Raw genomic sequence first — 16,897 nt, 5'->3', positions numbered from 1 at the left:
TTGGCCATGGAACACGATGACTGGGCCCAAGTGGTCATCGAATTCACCGATAAGACCACCGCCGAGCAGGTCGCCGTGGAGTGTCTGCTCCCGGAACTGGCGGCGGCGCAGGCGGATGGTGTGATCACCTGCTGGTGGTTCGTCCGCAAGACACCGTACTGGCGTTTGCGCTACCGACCTGCGGCCAACGACGTGCCGCATCGTCTGGCGCACGCCCTCGACGTTCTGACCGCTGAGGGTCGGATCGCCGGATGGACGACCGGCATATACGAGCCGGAGGTGCACGCCTTCGGGGGAAGTGCAGCCATGAGCGCGGCCCATGATCTGTTCGCCCGCGACAGCCTCAACGTTGTCGCTTACCTGGGCCGTCAAAGGGCCGTTCTCCCGGGTACACCCTGTCTGGGACGACGGGAGGTCGGCATGCTGCTGTGCAGCGTGCTGATGCGCGGCGCGCGGCAGGACTGGTACGAGCAGGGTGACGTGTGGGCAAAGGTCGCCCAGCACAGAACCTCCGCGCCCGCTCTGCTCCCGAGCGCACGCGTCCGCCTGAAGACCGTTCTGTACAAGCTCATGACCATCGATGTGAGCCCTACCGGCACGCCGGTCGGCGCGGACCCGCTGGCCACGATCTTCGACTGGTCCAGGGCCTTCCACCATGCCGGAGAGTACCTGGCCGACCTGGCTCGGCACGGAGAGCTGCAGCGTGGTCTGCGTGCTGTCCTCGCCCACCACGTGATCTTCCATTGGAACCGCTTGGGCCTTTCCTATGCGGAGCAAAGCACCTTGGCACAGCTAGCGAAAGAGGTAGTGATGATGGAGCAGGAAAGCGGTGCGATGGCACCCGAGACGAGCGCCGACCTCACCAGGGTCACCGCAGTGGAGACTCAGGTGAGCGAAGAGGGCGTCCCCGCTGCCGAGCGGCTACGACACGCTCTGGCCGATCAACTACGTGACAAGGGGACGGTGCGCAGCGAGCGGGTCGACGCGGCGATCCGCTCGGTGCCCCGCGAGATCTTCGTGCGCCGCTTCGAGCCCTCGGCCAGCCTGGAAGAGGCATACTCGGACACCCCGATCTACACCAAATTTAACGACTCTGGCGTATCGATCAGCGCTGTGTCACAGCCCACGGTCAACGGACTGATGCTGGAACTCACCGACGCCCAGGAGGGGATGCGGGTCGCGGAGATCGGGGCCGGTAGCGGCCTGTTCGCGGCCTATCTCGGATACCTGGTCGGCGAGAAGGGGCAGGTCTTCACCGTCGATGTCGACCAGGACCTCGTGGATGCGGCCCGGGCGAACCTGGAGGTGGCAGGCGCGCGGAACGTCACCGCCATCCTGGGTGACGGGGCGCTCGGCCACCGTGAGGCGGCACCCTACGACCGGATCGTCGCCACGGTCGGGGCCCGCGGCATCCCTACGGCCTGGCTGGACCAACTCGCCCCGAACGGTCGCCTCATCGTGCCTCTTCGACTGCGCGGCACCGTGTCCCGCGCCATCGCGTTCGAGCGTGACGCCGCCGGGCACTGGCGCAGCGTCCGCAGCCAGATGTGCACCTTCATGCCACTACGCGGGCTCGCCGACGACGCCCGGCACCTGGTGACCCTGACCCCTGATGGCTCCGTAGCCCTCCACACCCACAGGGAGCAGGCTGTGGACGAGGGGCTGTTGGCCGGCGTCCTCGACGGGCCGAGCACCGAGGCGTGGACGGGGGTGAAGCTTCGTGGACCCGAGTCACCAGAGTGGATGGAACTGTGGCTGGCCTGCGTGATGCCGAGCGGCCTGAGCCGCATGCCCATGGAGCGGTCGACCATCGACAGCGGTCTGATCAAGACGCCTTACCCGAGCTCTTGTGCGGTGGTGGACAAGGGCGATCTCGCCTATTTGGTACGGCGACCCGCCGAACGCGCCCCGGATGGCGGCCAGTTGTTCGAGTTCGGTGTCGTCGGTTACGGCTCCGGCGGCCACGAACTGGCCGAACGTGTCGTGAACGCGCTCCGTACCTGGGACAGCGACTACCGATCGCGCAGCGTCCAGTTCGAGATCCAGGCCCTGGACGCCGAAACGCCCGAGTACAGGCCTGGCCGGTTCGCCTTCGACACCCCGCTCAACCGAGTCGTGATCGAGTGGCAGTGACGTGCATCTTGATCAGATAGTGCGCCGGTTCCCTCTCATTGCTCGTCCGCGTCCAGCCTGCATCCCTCTCGGTGCACGAGTCGCCAACCTGTGCGCCCTGGCGGAGTCGGCGGAGCGAGAGGGCAACCAGACCTCGGCGTCCGCCGTCTTCAACCAGGCCGCTCTCCTGGCTTCGGACGTCGGACTGCAGGACCTTGCCCGCCAGTGGTGCCATCGACACGCCGAGGTGTACTTGCGCGCCCTTCCTCTGGGCGCGCAGGCCGCGCGACGCGGACTCGAACCGCTGGTCAACCTCGCACGCCTACACATCCGGGACGGCGACGGCCACAGCGCCTTCGAACTCCTCGACACCCTCTACCAGGCCATCACCTTCCGAAGCGACACCGCCATCGACGGCATCCTGGTGCCCGCAGCCACACTCACCGCCTCAGAGCAGGACCACCATGAGGTCCGGCAATGGCTATGGACAGTCCACATCGCCGACGGCGCCCGGGCGCTGGCCGCCGCCGACCGCTGGCAGGACGCCCACGCTCACCTGCGGCGAAACCGGGGCACTGGTCAGCGCATGCTCGACGGGCGCCAGGTCGCCGTGATCGCCCATACCTTGGCGGGGGAGCCGGACACCGCCCTTGCGCTCCTCGACGAGACAGCCCCCGGCGAGCCGTGGGAGAACGCGGTGACCGCCTGCCTCAGAGTGCTCTGCCGGAGACACACAGGCCGGTCGGCAGGAGCGGATGTCGTCACGATGGTCGGCCACCACCAGCGGCTCACCCTGGCGAACGACCTGGCGGTCTTCTCCACACGCCTCGGCCTGTCGGTGATCGACGCCGCAGACGGGACGGAACATGCTGGCACGTTCGCCGTCACTACGGAGCTGATCGAGCAGACGTTGGCTCTACGCGACGGATATGCCGCACGTGATGTCCTGGCACACAGGGGTTGCGCGACCGTCCTGACCGCCCGTCAGATGCGAGAACTCGTGGATCTGGTAGAGGCGTGCGCCCTCGCGAGCGGCACGATGTCACCGGAGGTGCGGGCGGACCTTTCGGACGCGGTGGCCAGAAGCGAAGCCGTCATCGCATCGGCATCACGGACATGACGGGAGTCCGCGCGCTCGAATGAGAGCGCGGACACGCGATGGGTGGAAGCTGGCAGAGGCAGGAGAGCGTGGCTAAGCGTCCTCCGCGTGGCGGCCGGTTTCGGCCGGGACGACGGCGGCTTGGACCGTCACGCCGTCGCGCGATGTGGCCTCACGCAGCGCCGGGACCGGACTCAGCGCTGCACCCTGCACCGCTGCCGCAGGTCATCGAGGATGGTCTGGCGCCCCTCGTTCAGGTCTGGATGGGGGGGTTGAGGGCTTCGCGGTAGTCGCCGAGGGCGGGGAGGGTGGCTCGTCTGTCGGGGGGGATGGTGTCGAGGACTAGGCGGGCCGTGTGGGTGATCATGCGGGTGCGGTAGGCAGAGTCCAGGTCTGAGAGCACCCGCGTGGCGAGACTCAGTCCTTCGTTGTGGCCGCCGCTCCTCGCAACGCTGATCGCTTCGTGCAGGCGGATGTTGGCGGCGTTCTGGTAGTCAGGTGATTGCGCGAGCGTGCTGTCGCGGGCTTCCCGCGCCGCCTCGGTGGCACCTTCGAACGAGTAGACCCAGGAGGCGACGAAGCAGGTGGAGTCACTGGTCCAGCCGAAGTGTTCCCGAGCCGGTGAACGACTCACCAGGTCTGTTAGGTAGTGGAGACGTTCGAGTGCTTCCTGTGGCCTGCCCATGACCGCGAGAGCCTGAGCTTCAGCAGCAACCGCTCGGAACAGTCCTGGCGTGATACGTCCGGCTGCGAGCGACTGGGCTTCTCGGGCCAGGGTGAGCACGGTCTCGGTTGAACGAGGTGAATACAGCCCGAACACGGCCTCGACTCCTCGCGCCCAGACGCGCATGTCGACGTCCTGCGAGGCGTCCGCGGCCTGGCGGGCGGTCCGCCACCAGCGGCGGGCGGGGCCGTGCTCGCCGAGCCTGGTCAGCAGGTTGGCGTGCATGGTGGACATCCACGCCGCGATGCGTTGCAGGCGGGCGGCCTGCTCCGGCGTAGTGGCCGACATCTGCTGGTGGAGAATGGCCAGGTCGACCAGGAGATCATCGCGGGCCTCGGTGGCGGGTTGGGCGAGGAGCGCCTGCATGTGGTCGGCGCAGACGGCTTCCCAGTGGTCCTCGTCGCGTCCGTCGGCGGTGCCGAGGGTGCGTTCGAGCATCTGCCTGAGGTGTTCGCCGGTGCTGAAGATCGGTGATTGGGCGAGCAGGCCCCATCCGGCCAATTGGAACAAATGGCGGCGTTCCATGTCGTCTCCTCTGGTGAGGGCGCAGGGTCCGTTTTCACGGTAGCCCGGAGTAATGCTATTTGTCGCGGTGCTGAGCTCGTCGATAGGTCGGTGCCCGAGACGTTGCACCAAGGGCCACAGTATTTTCAGCTGCCCCTGCGCCTGGAGTGTGTCGTCCAGTGCCTGCACCCGTGTGCCCGATTCGGGGAGGCTCTCACCGCGCTCGATCTGGCCGATCATCGATGGTGAGTAGCCCGTGAGGGCCGCCAGTCGCGCCACGGTCAGTGGCTCACCGACCCGCAGTTCGTGGGAATCGCGTAGGTCACGGATAAGTGCCCCGAAATAGGTGGCCATCGAACGGTATCGGTCGCTGCTCTTGCGAAGTGCGGGCATGCCGTTTTCTCCCTCGGGGGTGGCCGGAAACGACAGGCGATCGCTGCTGCCGATCAGATCTTGTCCGGCGTGGCGACCGCGTTCGAACGTACTCGTAACTCTAAATGACGAGTCGACTACAGAACGCCAGTTCCCCAAGTCGGCCCGAAGTCGATCAGGAGTACGACAGATGTTCGACCGTGGATCCCCCTGGACGGACGGCACGACACGCCACGGGCCGTCCCCCCGCCCCTGCTTCCCGCAACGGGAAGGGAGGTGCCGGTGATGGCCCTTCTGGATGTGCGCCGCCGCCCCGGCCGTCTCCCGTTCACCCGTCGCCTGACTGCCGGGAGACACCGCCGAGGACGAGCCACCGAACCCGAGCGCCGGGAACCGGACGGTCGGCGGAAGATCTGGGACGGGAAGCAGAAGGCCAGGGCCGAGCAGCTCGGCCTTCTGGAGCCCGGCTGGCTGGTGATCTACGGGCCGTACTCCCGTCGCTTTTACGCCATCGCCCGCATCGCCGAGGTCTCCGAGCCGCTCCTCGACGCGGCCACCTCTGATGAACTCCGCTCTCTCATGCGCCGATCCGAGCTCCCCGGCCGCGTCCCGTCTGCTCGCCCGCCGGAGAGGGGACGCATGCGCCGGGCGGGAAGCGGCGTCACCCTCCCGGGAGGGCGGTCGTGAGAGATCTGTTGATGTACGGGATGCCGGAGGAGCAAGCCGAGGAGCACCGGCGGGCGCTCGGCGATCTCCGCAAGCAGGTGGAGTCACACGGCCTGCGCGGTCGTCTCGTCGAGCGGCTTCATCTCCCCATGCGGAGTGGCTTCTACACCCCCGTCCTACGGCCACCGGAGATGGACGTGTACGGCGGTGGCCGGCTGATCGTCACGGTCACCGTGGTCGACGTACCGAAGGGTGGGGCCTGGTACCTCGTCAAGCGGCCCGACGGCCTGCCCGTAGAGGCCCACAGCGTCGCCGACCCGGCCTCGGCCGCTATCGCCATCGCCGCGCAGACCTCACCGCCGTGAACCGGCACCACGGACGCGCTCGGCCAGGGCCGCCACCCGGCCACGCGTCTGCCGGCCCGGAAGCCCGGCCTGGGAACCCGGCCTGGGAGTGGGCTCATGCCAGGGCCTCGCTCAGTTCGACGGCGGCGTGGACGACGCGGGGGCCTAGGGTGGTGGTGTCGATGGCGCCGAAGGTGACGATGCCGACGGAGGCCTCCAGCCATGGCAGAGCGGGTAGGGGGGCCGCGATGCCGCGGGCGCCTTCCTGGAGTTGGCCTTCGGTGACGGTGTAGTCGGTGCGGCCCTCGCGCAGCGCCAAGATCGCGAGCCCGGCCGCCCCGCGCGAGAGCGGGTGACGGGAGCCCTCGCGGTAGGCGACGTGCATGTCCGTCCAGGTCGGTTCGACCACGGCGATGGCCAGGCCCTCGTCGCCCTCGGCGGCGGTCAGGTGGGCGGTGGCCCCGGTCTCCTCGGCCAGGCGCCGCAGCGCGGGCAGGGCGGCCGCCCGTAGCAGGGGTTGCACCGCGCGGGCCAGCGCGAGGACGCCGAACCCGAGGTGGACGCGGCCCTCGGCGTCGCGCCGGGCGAACCCCTCGTTCTGCAGTGTGGTGAGCAGCCGGTAGACGATCGGCCGGCTCAGCCCCAGTTCCTGGGCCAGTTCCGTGGGCGTGCGCCCGCGGTGCCCGTCGGCGAGCAGGCGCAGCAGGCGCAGTCCCCGCTCCAGGGTCTGCGCCGATTCCGGATTGCCCTTGTGATCGCGCATCTCCCGATTATGCGAGGTGCCGCCATGTCGGTACGGAAGGAGGCGGCATGTTTACTCCTCAGTGACCGGGAAGATCGTGCAGGTGAGGGGCAGGTGAACTGTTGGGCGAACCGGCCGCTCCGCGCGACGAATCCGGGTGTTGCACTGGTCGAGTGGAGATGTCCCCGATACAGTCTTTTCGATCGTTTAAGGACGATCGCTAGTGATTTCGCACCGCCCAAGGAGACGCTTGATGCGAATCAGGAGAGCCCTAGCCCTCAGCGCCGCACTCACCGTTCTCGCGGTGGGGATCCCGGCCGCCACGGCGTTCTCCGAGGACGGCGAGGGTGACTGCAAGAACTACACCAACGGTGCCTCGCAGTCCGACCCCCAGTGCTTCTGGATGGCCCCGACGCCCCAGGATGCCCTCAAGGTCCTGGACTTCTGGACCCAGAACGACAACGAGAAGCTGAAGCAGGCCACCGAGTACCCCGTCGGCTGGATCGACTGCAAGGTCGAGCAGTGCAGCGCCGACGGCGAGGGCGACGGCCAGGCCCACGGCGACGGTGACCCCGCGCCCGAGGGCTACGTCGAGGACAACACGCCGCCCACCTGCCAGATCGCCGGGCAGCCCTGTTCGGTGAGCCCTGAGGAGATCGCCGCAGCCGCGCGCACCGCCGCCGGCCAGGCCATCGCCGCCGCCGCCGCGAACGGCATGCGGGTGTGGATCGACAGCGAACTGCTGGACGACTACAAGGCCGGCACCGCCGCGTTCGCCGCGGCCGTCAAGAAGGTCGGCGCGCTCGCCGCGCAGCCGGGCGTCGTCGGCATCCGGTACACCTCCCAGCTCGGCTACAACGGCGCCGTCAAGACGCCGGACGAGATGAAGGCGTTCGTCAACGCGGCCGCCGCCGCCCTGCACCAGGTCGCCCCGGGCAAGAAGCTCGGCATCCACACCGTGGTGCCGTCGTTCGGCTGTGGCGCCAGCGAGCCCTGCGCGACCGAGATGACCAAGAAGTACCCGCTGCTCACGCCGCAGGCCATCGAGCCGCTGCTCACCTCGGGCTCGGTCGACCAGCTCGCCCTCGACTCCGGCCTGCTGCAGACCTCGTACGCCACCTGGAAGATCACGCCGCAGCAGGCGCAGGCCAACCAGTGGGGCAAGGTCAAGGCCCTGGCCTGGGACACGCTCGTCCAGATCTCGGCCGAGGACGCCGGCCTGGCCGGGAAGAACGCCTCCCCGCTGACCGCCGACCAGGCCGCCTCGCTGGCCCAGGAGCGGATCGCCGCCCCGCTGAAGGACGGCGCCGCGACGGTCAACCTGTGGACCCGCTGGCAGGACGCCACGGGCGCGACCTACCGCGTGATGGGCGCGGGCCTCGCGAACACCCCCGCCTGGGAGCAGCTCGACAAGCTGCGGCCGCTGCAGCGCCGCCTGACCACGATGTACAACCCGGCGTCGCCGGAGGTGGGCATCACCCAGGACGTGAAGAAGCTGTCCGAGGTGTTCAGCCAGGTCTACGTGACCGACTGACGCTCGGCGCCGGAAGATTCCGGCCGAGAACAACGGGGCCGTGACGCATCCACAGGGCGCGTCACGGCCTTTTGCTTTCACGGGCCGTTCCGGGGCATCGTGCGCGCGGAAGGGCGGAGCCGGCGCTCAGAGGCCGAGCTTGGACAGCTCGTCGCTGGTGAAGGTCAGCATCAACCTGGGCGTGGTGTTGTGACTGATGAAGGGGACGAAGGCAGGGTCCCAGAACGGGTTGCCCTCGACGCCCTGAGTGGCGTCCTTCACCCCTCGGATGCCGGGGTCGGTTCTCCGCTGGCGGGCGTACCACTGGTCGATGAAGAAGCAGTCGGGGCCGTAGCCGCCGATGTCCTTCACGTCGCCCTCGGCGCGGCCCACCACGACGTAGGCGTGCCCGCTGCCGCCCTCGGTGTCCACGAGGTTGAGCAGTTCGACCTTGACGCCGGGCCCGAGCAGCGCGGGCTGGGCGGCCAGCATTCCGATGACGCAGCAGGCGAACAGCGTGCAGTTGCCGCTGGCGAGGCTCCGGTAGTTGGCGCGGCCCACCGAGACGTACTTGTTCCGGGCCCGCTTCCGCGCCTCCTCGAACGTGGACTGGTTCACCGGCTCGTTGAAGCCGAGGTCGGAGCCGAGGGACCTCAGGACCACCGGCTTGATGTCGGAGATGGTCTGTTCGTCGCGGATGATCTCGGGAACCTGCCCGCCGCCGGCCGCGGTCTTGATCGAGTCGATGTTGACGCCGGACTCGCACACGGACGTCCACGGGTTCCACACCTTCGCCGTGGCCATCTTCGTCTTGTTGATCGCGATATGGACGGCGGACATCTGGTCGTTCTTGGACCTGACGACGATATGGGTGTTCTCACTCATGGTTAACTCCTGGTCACGGATCCGGCGGACCTGACCCTTCCACGGCAAGTCACCGCGAGCAAGCAATTGTCCGTCTCCGGACATTTCGTACCGCCGGTCCCGTCCACCAGAGATCTCCGGCCGGTCTGCCAGGGAGTTCCGGCCATGTCTGTCCGGCTCGTCTGTCCGGCCGCCCTAGCGGGGAAGACGTGGCACGCTGTCGACCAGGCGGCGCGTGTACGGATGCCGGGGCGACCCCAGCACGGCCCCCGTGTCCCCCTGTTCGACGACGCGGCCCTTCTCCAGCACGGCCGTGTGCGCGCACAGCGTCGCCACCACGGCCAGGTCGTGCGACACCATGACGACCGTCAGCCCGCGCGTCTCGCGCAGCTCGGCCAGCAGGTCCACGATGCGCACGCGCGTCGAGACGTCCAGGGCGCTCACCGGCTCGTCGGCGAGCAGCACGCGCGGGTGGCCGACGATCGCGCGGGCGATGGCGACCCGCTGGCGCTGGCCGCCGGAGAACTCGTGCGGGTACCGGCGGGCCGCGTCCGCCGGGAGCCCGACGGCGTCCAGCGCCTCGGCCACGCGCGTCGCCGCCTCCGTACGGCGCGCCGCGCCGCCGCCCGAGAGCAGGCCGAGCGAGCGCAGCGGTTCGGCGACGATCCTGCCCACCCGCTGCCGGGGGTCGAGTGAGGAGTACGGGTCCTGGAAGACCGTCTGGACGCCGCGCCGGAACGCGCGCATCCGGGTACGGTCGCCGAGGTCCAGCTCGGAGCCGTCGAAGAGGATCCGCCCCTCGGTGGGGCGCGCGAGTCCGAGCAGGAGCCGGAGCAGGGTGGTCTTGCCCGCGCCTGACTCCCCGACCAGCGCCACGCCGCGCCCGGGCACGACCTCGACGTCCACCTCGCTGAGTACAGGGGCCGACCGCCGGTACGCGAACCCGACCCGATCGGCGGCGAGGACGGGCGCGCGGCCCGAGCCGGACGCGGCCCCGGTCTCGGAGGCGGGTTCGGTCTCGGACGCGGCCCCGGTTTCGGAGGCGGGTTCGGGCGCGGAGGGGGGTTCGGGCGCGGTCATCGGGCCCCCAGGTCGAGTGCCGAGTCGAGCCGCCGCGCACTGCTCACCAGGTCACGCGTGTACGGGTGGCGAGGTTCGGCGACGATGTCGAGCAGGTTCCCCGACTCCACGGCCAGTCCCTCCTTCAGGACGACGACGCGGTCGGTGACGCGCGCCACGACCGCCAGATCGTGGCTGATGAACAGCAGGGCCATCCCACGCGCGGACACCAGCCCGTCCAGCAGGGCGAGCACCTCGGCCTGGACGGTCACGTCGAGCGCGGTGGTGGGCTCGTCGGCGATCAGCAGGGCGGGCTCGCAGGCGAGGGCCATGGCGATGGCGGCCCGCTGCCGCTGCCCACCGGAGATCTCATGCGGGTACGCCCCGGCGACGCGCTCCGGCAGCCGTACCTCCGTGAGCGCCGCGAGGACGGCCGCGCGCAGGGCGGAGCCGCGCAGCCCGCGCGTCCGGCGCAGCGGTTCGGCGAGCTGGCGGCCGACCTTCGCGAGCGGGTCGAGCGCGGTCAGCGGCTCCTGGAAGACCACGGTGGCCGCGCGCCCGCGCAGGCCGTTCAGCGTCCGCTCCGGCGCGCCCACGACCTGCGTGCGGGGCAGGCCGGGCGCGTCCAGGACGATGCTCCCCGACGCGGTCATCCCGGCGGGCAGCAGTCCCATGATCGCGAGGGCCGTGAGCGACTTGCCCGAGCCCGACTCGCCGATCAGGCCGAGCCGCGCCCCGGGCTCGACCTCGAATGACACCTCCGACAGCAGTGCCCGGCCGTCCGGGGCCTTCACGGTGAGCGCGGACACCTCCAGCAGGCTCATGGCATCCTCCCCAGGTCCGCCGCCGAGTTCTCCGCGTCCGCCGCTGAGCTCTCCACGTTCGGCGCGGGCCGGGACCCGCGAGCGCGCCGGGTCGGGTCCGCGACGTCCCTGAGGCCGTCGGCGATCAGGTTCACCCCGACGACCAGCACGACCAGCAGCACGCCCGGGGCGATCGCGCCGGCGGGCGCGGTGAGGACGGTCGCCTGGGCCTCCTGGAGCATCCGTCCCCACGAGGCGTTGGGCGGCGGCGTCCCGAGCCCGAGGTAGGAGAGGCTCGCCTCGGCCAGCACCGCGAGGCCGAGCTGGAGCGCCAGGTTGACGAGCAGGGTCGGCCAGATGTTGGGCAGCACGTGCTCGGCCACCACCCGTGGCCAGGACGTGCCCGACGTGCGCGAGGCGGTGATGTAGTCCTGGGCGAGCACGCGTTTGACCAGCACGCGGGTGAGGCGGGCCACGATCGACGACATCGCGAGGCCGATCGCGAGGATCGCGGAGCCGAGCGACGCCTCCCGCGCGGCGACCACCAGCATGGCCAGCAGCAGCGTCGGGAACGCGATCAGGATGTCCAGCAGCGCCGAGACCGTGTCGTCCAGCCACCGGACGGCGAACCCGGCGAGCAGGCCGGCCGCGACGCCGATCACCCCGCCGAGCGCCACCGAGCCGAGCCCGGCGGTCAGCGCGACGCGGGCGCCGATCATGAGCTGGGTGAGCAGGTCGCGGCCCAGCTTGTCGGTGCCGAGCAGGTGTGGCGGCCAGGGCGGCGCCAGGCGTCCGCCCGAGGTGTCGTCCGGCGCGAACGGCGTCCAGAACAGCGACACGACGGCCACGGCGACGATCACCCCGGCGAGCACGCAGCCGACGGCCAGGGTGGCGGACCGGCGGCGGCTCATCGCGGGCTCCCAGAACCGGGCCGGTGGTGGCTCATCGCGGGCTCCGGGAGAGGGTGCCGCGCAGGCGCGGGTCGATGGCCCGCTGGACGAGGTCGGCGGCGAACCCGATGACCAGCACGCCGAACGTGCTCACGAACAGCACCCCCTGCACGACGGGGTAGTCGTGCTGGGCGATCGCCTTGGCGAGCATGCTGCCGAGCCCGGGCAGCGCGAACACGCTCTCCACGACCACGGCCCCGAGGAAGGTCGTCGCCAACTCGATCCCCAGCACCGATATGACCGGGACGGCCGCGTTGCGCAGCCCGTGCCGCCACATCGCGCCGGAGAAGGACGAGCCGAGCGCCCGGAACGTCCGCAGGTAGTCGCTGTCGAGCACATCCACGGTGGCCGAGCGGACGTAACGGATCAGCGAGGCCGACATGACGAGGGCCACGGTGACGACGGGCAACGCGAGCGAGGTGAGCGCGTCCGCCGGGTCCGCCCAGTCGTCCTGCGGGAAGCCCCCGGCGGGCAGAATGCGGAGGTACAGGGCGAAGGCCCAGATCAGCAGCATCCCCACCCAGAAGACCGGCACGGCGATGCCGAGCTGCGACACGCCGTTGAGCAGCAGCCCGTACCAGCGGTCCGAGCGGCGGGCCGTGACGAAGCCGACCGGCACCGCCACGACCACCGCCAGCAGGAACGACAGCAGCGTCAGCGGCACCGTGACCACCAGGCGGGCCGCGATCTCCGGGCCCACCGGGAGGGTGCTGACGAAGGACGTCCCGAGGTCGAGCCGCCCCATCTGCCCGAGCCAGGTGACGAACTGCTCAGGCAGCGGGCGGTCCGACCCGATCTGGTGGCGCGCGGCCGCGATCTGCTCCGGGGTGGCCCCGACCGACAGCAAGGAGTTGGCCGGGTCACCCGGGAGCAGGCGCAGCAGCAGGAACAGCACCGCGCCGGCCAGGAGCAGCGACACGACCAGGAAGGCCATGCGCCGGAGGAGGTATGTAGTCATGGCTAGCCGGGGGCGGCGTCAGCCTTTCTTGATCCCGTACGCGTAGAACTGGGAGTTCAGCCCGTTGACCGGGTACCCCGACAGCTTGGACGACGCCACCACGATCTGGGGGTAAAGGTACAGCCAGTCGCTCGCGGCGTCCTCGGCGATCTGCCGGTTGGCCTTCTTCAGCAGCTCGGTCTGCGCCTCGGTGGTGTCCGACCGCTCGGCCTCCTTGACCCAGGCCGCGACCTGCGGGTTGTCGTAGCCCCAGTAGAAGTCCGGGTCGCCGTACCAGACGACGTCGCGGTCGTTGACGTGCTCCTGCAGCGTGGCGGCGAAGTCGCGGTTCTTGTAGACCTTGGTGTACCACTCCTCGGCCGTGATCACGTTGATCGTGACCGTGATGCCCACCTTGGCCAGCTCGGACTTGATGAACGTCGCCGCCGTCGGGTGCGGGTCGTAGTTCGGGGTGTCCAGCGTGAAGCTGAACCCGTTCGGGTACCCGGCGTCGGAAAGCTCCTTTTTCGCCAGGTTCACGTCGTACGGGTTCACGCCGGTCAGGTCCTCGTACCACGGGTCGGTCGGCGGGACCATCGAGCCGATCAGCGTGCCGTACTCGCCCCAGATCGAGCCGAGCAGCTTCTTGTCGTCGATCGCCGAGCTGACGGCCTTGCGGACCAGCGGCTTGTCGAACGGCGCCTTGCGGTCGTTGAAGGCCAGCAGCAGCTTGGTCGTGGACTTGCCGTTGTTCACCTTGTAGTCAGGGTTGCCGCTGAACTGCGCGAGCGCGTCCGGGCTCTGCTCGCTGGTCACGACGTCGACCGCGTTCGTCAGCAGCGCGTTGTTCAGCGCCGCCGCGTCCGTGAAGTAGTGGAAGACGACCTGCTTGTTGGACGCCGCCGTCCCCCAGTAGCCGGGGAACCGGTCCAGGCTGAGCGTGCTGCCGCGCTTCCACGCGCCGAGCTTGTACGGGCCGGTGCCGTCCTCGCTGGTGGCGAGGTCCTTGGCCGCGTCGTTGACGATCCAGACGTAGCTGAGGTTGTACACGAACGAGATCGACTTGTCGGCCAGGGTGACGGCGACGGTGTGGTCATCCGGTGTGTCGATCTTCTTGATGGCCCCGAAGCTGCTCTTGCGCGCCGACTGCGAGTCCTTCGCAGTCACCTTCTCGATGCTGTACTTCACGTCCGCGGAGGTCAGCGGGTCGCCGGAGTGGAACTTCACCCCGTCGCGCAGCGTGAACGTGTACGTCAGGCCGTCGCCGGACACCGTGTAGTCCTTGGCCAGGAGGTTCTCCGCCTTGCCGTCGTCGGTCAGCCGGAACAGGCCCTCGTACACGTTGCCGTTGAAGGCCTCGGTGACACCCTGCCCGCCGCCCGCGGTGTTGTCGAGGTTCTGCGGCTCGTACAGCGACCCGACCCCGATGGTCGCGTCCGTGCTGGACGAGCCCGCCGGCGCGGCGCTGTCCTTCGTCCCCGTCTGACCGCCGCCGCCCCCGCCGCACGCGGTGAGGGTCAGCCCGAGCGCTATGGCGGCGCCGAGAAGCGACGTCGTCTTCCTGTTCACTGTTTCTCCTGGTAGACAGCCGTGTGATCCCCGGCAACCGCGTCGAATCCTACATTATTAGTAGGATTTGACCGTTTCCGGGGGTGGGGGACTGCCTTCCGGGGTATAGCGCGACGGCCCGCGGAGCGGCGCGGGCCGTCGGGGTTACGGGCATTCACGCCCCTCCGCGCATGGGCGAACAATGAGGGCGCCAGCAACCCGTTACGGCGTACGGAGGCCTGCGGGCCGTCGGGTTGCAGGCATGCGCGCCCCTCCGCGCACCGGCGAACGAACGACATCGATGAGGGCGGCCGGCAACCCGCTACGGCGTACGGAGGAGACGTCGGGGCCGGTCAGGAGGCGGACGGGGAAGGCTCGGCCGTCTCGGTGGTCATCTCACAGCTGCCGTCCTTGGACGCGTCGTGCGCCTCGGGCAGCGCGTCCACGACCGACACCTTGAGCTGCGCGGTCAGGGCCAGGACGCTGCCGGCGGGGGCTCCCGCGACCTTCGCGTCCGCCACCGTGCCCCGCTCGCCCGGGTACGTGAACGTCTCGGGGTCGAAGATGTGCTGCTCCAGGATGCCGCGGCTCACCCGCCCGAGCGCGACCCCCTCGCGCTCCGCCGAGTCCTTGACCCCCGCGGCGCCGGTATCCAGGCATGCCGAAGGCCACGGCGTGCAGCCCGCCGTGGCGTCATCGGGAGATGTTTCGCGCGTTGCCTAGCGCGTGGAGGAGAGGTAGGCGGAGAACTCGTCCAGCGAGATGAGCCCATCCCCGTCGGTGTCAAGCCGCGCCACCGCCGCGTCCGCCGCCTCCTGCGACACCGGCTGCCCCAGCACCTCCATGAGCCGCAAAAACTCCCCGGCCGAGATCAGCCCGTCATTGTCGCCATCGACCAGATCAAAGGTCACCGCGTACTCGCTCATAGAGCCACTCCTAGTTCGATCGTCCGCGAGAACCCTAGCCCTCTCCATGTGCCTATTCAGGGTGTTTGACATGGTTACTTCAGGAGTAGGCGCCGAGCTGGTTGTCCAGAGTCCAGATCAGCACGTCGACGCCGGTGACCCGCTGCCGGTACAAATCACGCTCGGCCAGAATGCAGAGGTCACCGAGGCCGAGACCTGACATGGCATGATCCGTGAGTTGCACGCCCGTGCCGGCACCGGCCAGGAGGCTTCGCAGAAAGCACTCGCCCCACTCGACCGTGTGCAGGACCCACGGTGCCTTGCCCTCGATGACCAGCTCGAGAAGCTTGTGCAACTGGGTGGCGCGGTCGCGGCGCTCGTGACCGTTGTTGAGCTGAGCGATATGGTTCCCCGTCTCGATGACGGTCGTGACGGGCAGAATCAGGTATCGCCGCCGATCGGGAGAAGGGACGGCGCGAGCCGAGGTTGCCGAATCGCCCGCGCCGGCCCCACTGTTCACTCTGCCGTCAGTCCCTCAACAAGGCCGGTCGTTGGCCTGCCGAGGAGTCGAGAAAGATCGTCACCGACCCGAGCAAAAACCCCGGCAGCGATGGTTTCATCGAGACTTACCAAGAAGCTGGCCAGCTCGCCGTCCATCCCCGAATTGATGAGCGCTACCTGCAACTCTTCGGGAGTGACGGGCTGGTAGGTGACCTCTCGCTCCAGCACGACCGACATCGCTTCGGCAATGTCGGCGTAGGTGAAGTTCGTGTCGCCTGAGAGGCTGTAAGTGACATTGCCGTGCCCATCTGTGGTGACAACGATGGCCAATGCCTCAGCCAGGTCCTTCCGGCTGGCTGCTGCAACGACGGCGTCACCCGTCGCCGCGGCGAGAACGCCGGTGAAGCGGGGGCCTGCCAGCGCCTGAATGTAGTTCTCGATGTACCAGGTGTTCCGCAGGATCGTGTACGTCACACCGGAAGCGGTAAGAGCTTCCTCTGTCGCCCTGTGGTCCGCATTGATCTCGAACCGGTCATCGTCGGCTCGAACTCCGCTGGTGTAGTAGACGTGTCGGACATTCGCGTTCTTCGCAGCCTCGATGACCGACTCGTGCTGAGCAAGGCGATTCGGGTCGCTGCCCGAGATCAACACAATGTCAGAGTGCCTGGCAACCAGTTCTGCGACGCCGACCGAATCCGACAGGTCGACGGCAGCAGTGCTGAACCCGGCGGAAGCAAGTTCCCCGAGGCGCAATTGATTCCGACCGACCGCGGTGATCGTTTCGGGACTGATTCCCCGAGCGACTAGCGCGTCCAGGACGTGGCGACCGAGTGCCCCGGTAGCCCCAAAAACCAGGGTGCTCGCCTCAGGCGCGGTCATGGAGAGTGATCTGGTAGCCGTCGGGGTCGGCGAAGGTGAATGTCCGACCGAAGGGGCCGTCGATCGGTGCGGAGACGATGGTGTGACCGTCGGCGACGAGAGCATCGTGGATGGCCTGGACGTCTGTGGCGTGGAGCCAGATCGCGGCACCGATGCCGGGCTGAGCAACGGATGCGAGGTCGGTGCCGGAAACGACGTCGCGGAGGGCGAAGGCGATCGGCTTCGTCTCGAAGACGACGGCGTGCGGAGGTCCGGCCTGCGAGCGGACGAGGCCGAGGTACTGCTCGTAGAACGCCTGCGAAGCGTCGAGGTCACGCGCTTGCAGCGAGATGAAGTCGGGGCCGGTGGCGGGCATGATGATGCTCCTTCTTTCGT

The 16,897-nt window shown here is 68.9% G+C and carries 18 protein-coding genes; 5 read left to right on the top strand and 13 right to left on the bottom strand.

The annotated features are described in order from the left end of the window. The first annotated feature begins 6 nt into the window (after positions 1 to 6). Positions 7 to 2,133: a methyltransferase, FxLD system gene (gene fxlM / locus AB0H21_RS29760; protein WP_358523157.1), complete on the top strand. Its 2,127-nt coding sequence runs from the start codon at positions 7 to 9 to the stop codon at positions 2,131 to 2,133. A gap of 232 nt (positions 2,134 to 2,365) precedes the next feature. Continuing rightward, a complete protein-coding gene (locus AB0H21_RS29755) occupies positions 2,366 to 3,232 on the top strand; it encodes a hypothetical protein (RefSeq protein ID WP_358523024.1) in 867 nt (288 codons plus the stop codon). A 232-nt stretch (positions 3,233 to 3,464) separates the two neighbouring features. On the opposite strand, the gene AB0H21_RS29750 is transcribed toward AB0H21_RS29755, so the two are convergent. Next, on the bottom strand, positions 3,465 to 4,832 hold the full coding sequence (locus tag AB0H21_RS29750) for a helix-turn-helix transcriptional regulator (protein WP_358523022.1): 1,368 nt from the start codon (positions 4,830 to 4,832) through the stop codon (positions 3,465 to 3,467). Between the two features lie 264 nt (positions 4,833 to 5,096). Here AB0H21_RS29750 and AB0H21_RS29745 point away from each other — a divergent pair, with 264 nt between their 5' ends. Together AB0H21_RS29745 and AB0H21_RS29740 are read left to right on the top strand one after the other, a co-directional pair. Continuing rightward, positions 5,097 to 5,498, top strand: coding sequence for a hypothetical protein (locus AB0H21_RS29745; RefSeq protein WP_358523020.1), 402 nt, complete (start codon positions 5,097 to 5,099; stop codon positions 5,496 to 5,498). After that, positions 5,495 to 5,842 (top strand): hypothetical protein, encoded by a 348-nt coding sequence (locus AB0H21_RS29740; protein WP_358523018.1) that lies wholly within the window; start codon positions 5,495 to 5,497, stop codon positions 5,840 to 5,842. Before AB0H21_RS29745 ends, AB0H21_RS29740 begins: the two co-directional genes overlap by 4 nt. A gap of 94 nt (positions 5,843 to 5,936) precedes the next feature. Here the strand turns inward: AB0H21_RS29740 and AB0H21_RS29735 are convergent, their stop codons facing one another. Continuing rightward, complete coding sequence (locus AB0H21_RS29735; protein ID WP_358523015.1) at positions 5,937 to 6,584, bottom strand: helix-turn-helix domain-containing protein; 648 nt, start codon at positions 6,582 to 6,584, stop codon at positions 5,937 to 5,939. 232 nt (positions 6,585 to 6,816) lie between these two features. On the opposite strand from AB0H21_RS29735, the gene AB0H21_RS29730 reads away from it, so the two are divergent. Next, positions 6,817 to 8,097, top strand: coding sequence for a hypothetical protein (locus AB0H21_RS29730; protein WP_358523014.1), 1,281 nt, complete (start codon positions 6,817 to 6,819; stop codon positions 8,095 to 8,097). Between the two features lie 126 nt (positions 8,098 to 8,223). Here AB0H21_RS29730 and AB0H21_RS29725 read toward each other — a convergent pair whose 3' ends face one another. The 11 genes from AB0H21_RS29725 to AB0H21_RS29675 all read right to left on the bottom strand — a co-directional run bounded on the left by AB0H21_RS29725 (position 8,224) and on the right by AB0H21_RS29675 (position 16,877). Further along, on the bottom strand, positions 8,224 to 8,961 hold the full coding sequence (locus tag AB0H21_RS29725; RefSeq protein WP_358523012.1) for a hypothetical protein: 738 nt from the start codon (positions 8,959 to 8,961) through the stop codon (positions 8,224 to 8,226). A 174-nt stretch (positions 8,962 to 9,135) separates the two neighbouring features. Next, the gene (locus AB0H21_RS29720; protein ID WP_358523009.1) at positions 9,136 to 10,020 is read right to left on the bottom strand and encodes an ABC transporter ATP-binding protein; all 885 of its coding nucleotides are present in this window, start codon (positions 10,018 to 10,020) and stop codon (positions 9,136 to 9,138) included. Beyond that, positions 10,017 to 10,823, bottom strand: a complete 807-nt coding sequence (locus tag AB0H21_RS29715; protein ID WP_358523006.1) for an ABC transporter ATP-binding protein — start codon at positions 10,821 to 10,823, stop codon at positions 10,017 to 10,019. The genes AB0H21_RS29720 and AB0H21_RS29715 overlap by 4 nt, the downstream gene beginning before the upstream one ends. Further along, entirely contained in the window at positions 10,820 to 11,713 is an 894-nt protein-coding gene (locus AB0H21_RS29710; RefSeq protein WP_358523005.1) for an ABC transporter permease, read from the bottom strand. Before AB0H21_RS29710 ends, AB0H21_RS29715 begins: the two co-directional genes overlap by 4 nt. A gap of 31 nt (positions 11,714 to 11,744) precedes the next feature. After that, on the bottom strand, positions 11,745 to 12,710 hold the full coding sequence (locus AB0H21_RS29705; RefSeq protein ID WP_358523002.1) for an ABC transporter permease: 966 nt from the start codon (positions 12,708 to 12,710) through the stop codon (positions 11,745 to 11,747). 18 nt (positions 12,711 to 12,728) lie between these two features. Then, positions 12,729 to 14,258, bottom strand: a complete 1,530-nt coding sequence (locus AB0H21_RS29700) for an ABC transporter substrate-binding protein (RefSeq protein ID WP_358522999.1) — start codon at positions 14,256 to 14,258, stop codon at positions 12,729 to 12,731. Between the two features lie 332 nt (positions 14,259 to 14,590). Continuing rightward, a complete protein-coding gene (locus AB0H21_RS29695) occupies positions 14,591 to 14,830 on the bottom strand; it encodes a hypothetical protein (RefSeq protein ID WP_358522996.1) in 240 nt (79 codons plus the stop codon). A 126-nt stretch (positions 14,831 to 14,956) separates the two neighbouring features. After that, positions 14,957 to 15,163 (bottom strand): EF-hand domain-containing protein, encoded by a 207-nt coding sequence (locus tag AB0H21_RS29690; RefSeq protein ID WP_358522993.1) that lies wholly within the window; start codon positions 15,161 to 15,163, stop codon positions 14,957 to 14,959. A 79-nt stretch (positions 15,164 to 15,242) separates the two neighbouring features. Continuing rightward, entirely contained in the window at positions 15,243 to 15,662 is a 420-nt protein-coding gene (locus AB0H21_RS29685; protein ID WP_358522990.1) for a hypothetical protein, read from the bottom strand. After that, on the bottom strand, positions 15,659 to 16,522 hold the full coding sequence (locus tag AB0H21_RS29680) for an NAD(P)H-binding protein (protein ID WP_358522988.1): 864 nt from the start codon (positions 16,520 to 16,522) through the stop codon (positions 15,659 to 15,661). Before AB0H21_RS29680 ends, AB0H21_RS29685 begins: the two co-directional genes overlap by 4 nt. Next, positions 16,509 to 16,877, bottom strand: coding sequence for a VOC family protein (locus AB0H21_RS29675; protein ID WP_358522985.1), 369 nt, complete (start codon positions 16,875 to 16,877; stop codon positions 16,509 to 16,511). Before AB0H21_RS29675 ends, AB0H21_RS29680 begins: the two co-directional genes overlap by 14 nt. Between the last annotated feature and the right edge of the window lie 20 nt (positions 16,878 to 16,897).

It is taken from the genome of Sphaerisporangium sp. NPDC051011, from assembly GCF_040653595.1.
In the GTDB taxonomy this organism is placed as follows: Bacteria; Actinomycetota; Actinomycetes; order Streptosporangiales; family Streptosporangiaceae; genus Sphaerisporangium.
The sequence above is the reverse complement of the archived record's forward strand: the minus strand, read 5'-3'. Positions and strand labels throughout refer to the sequence as shown.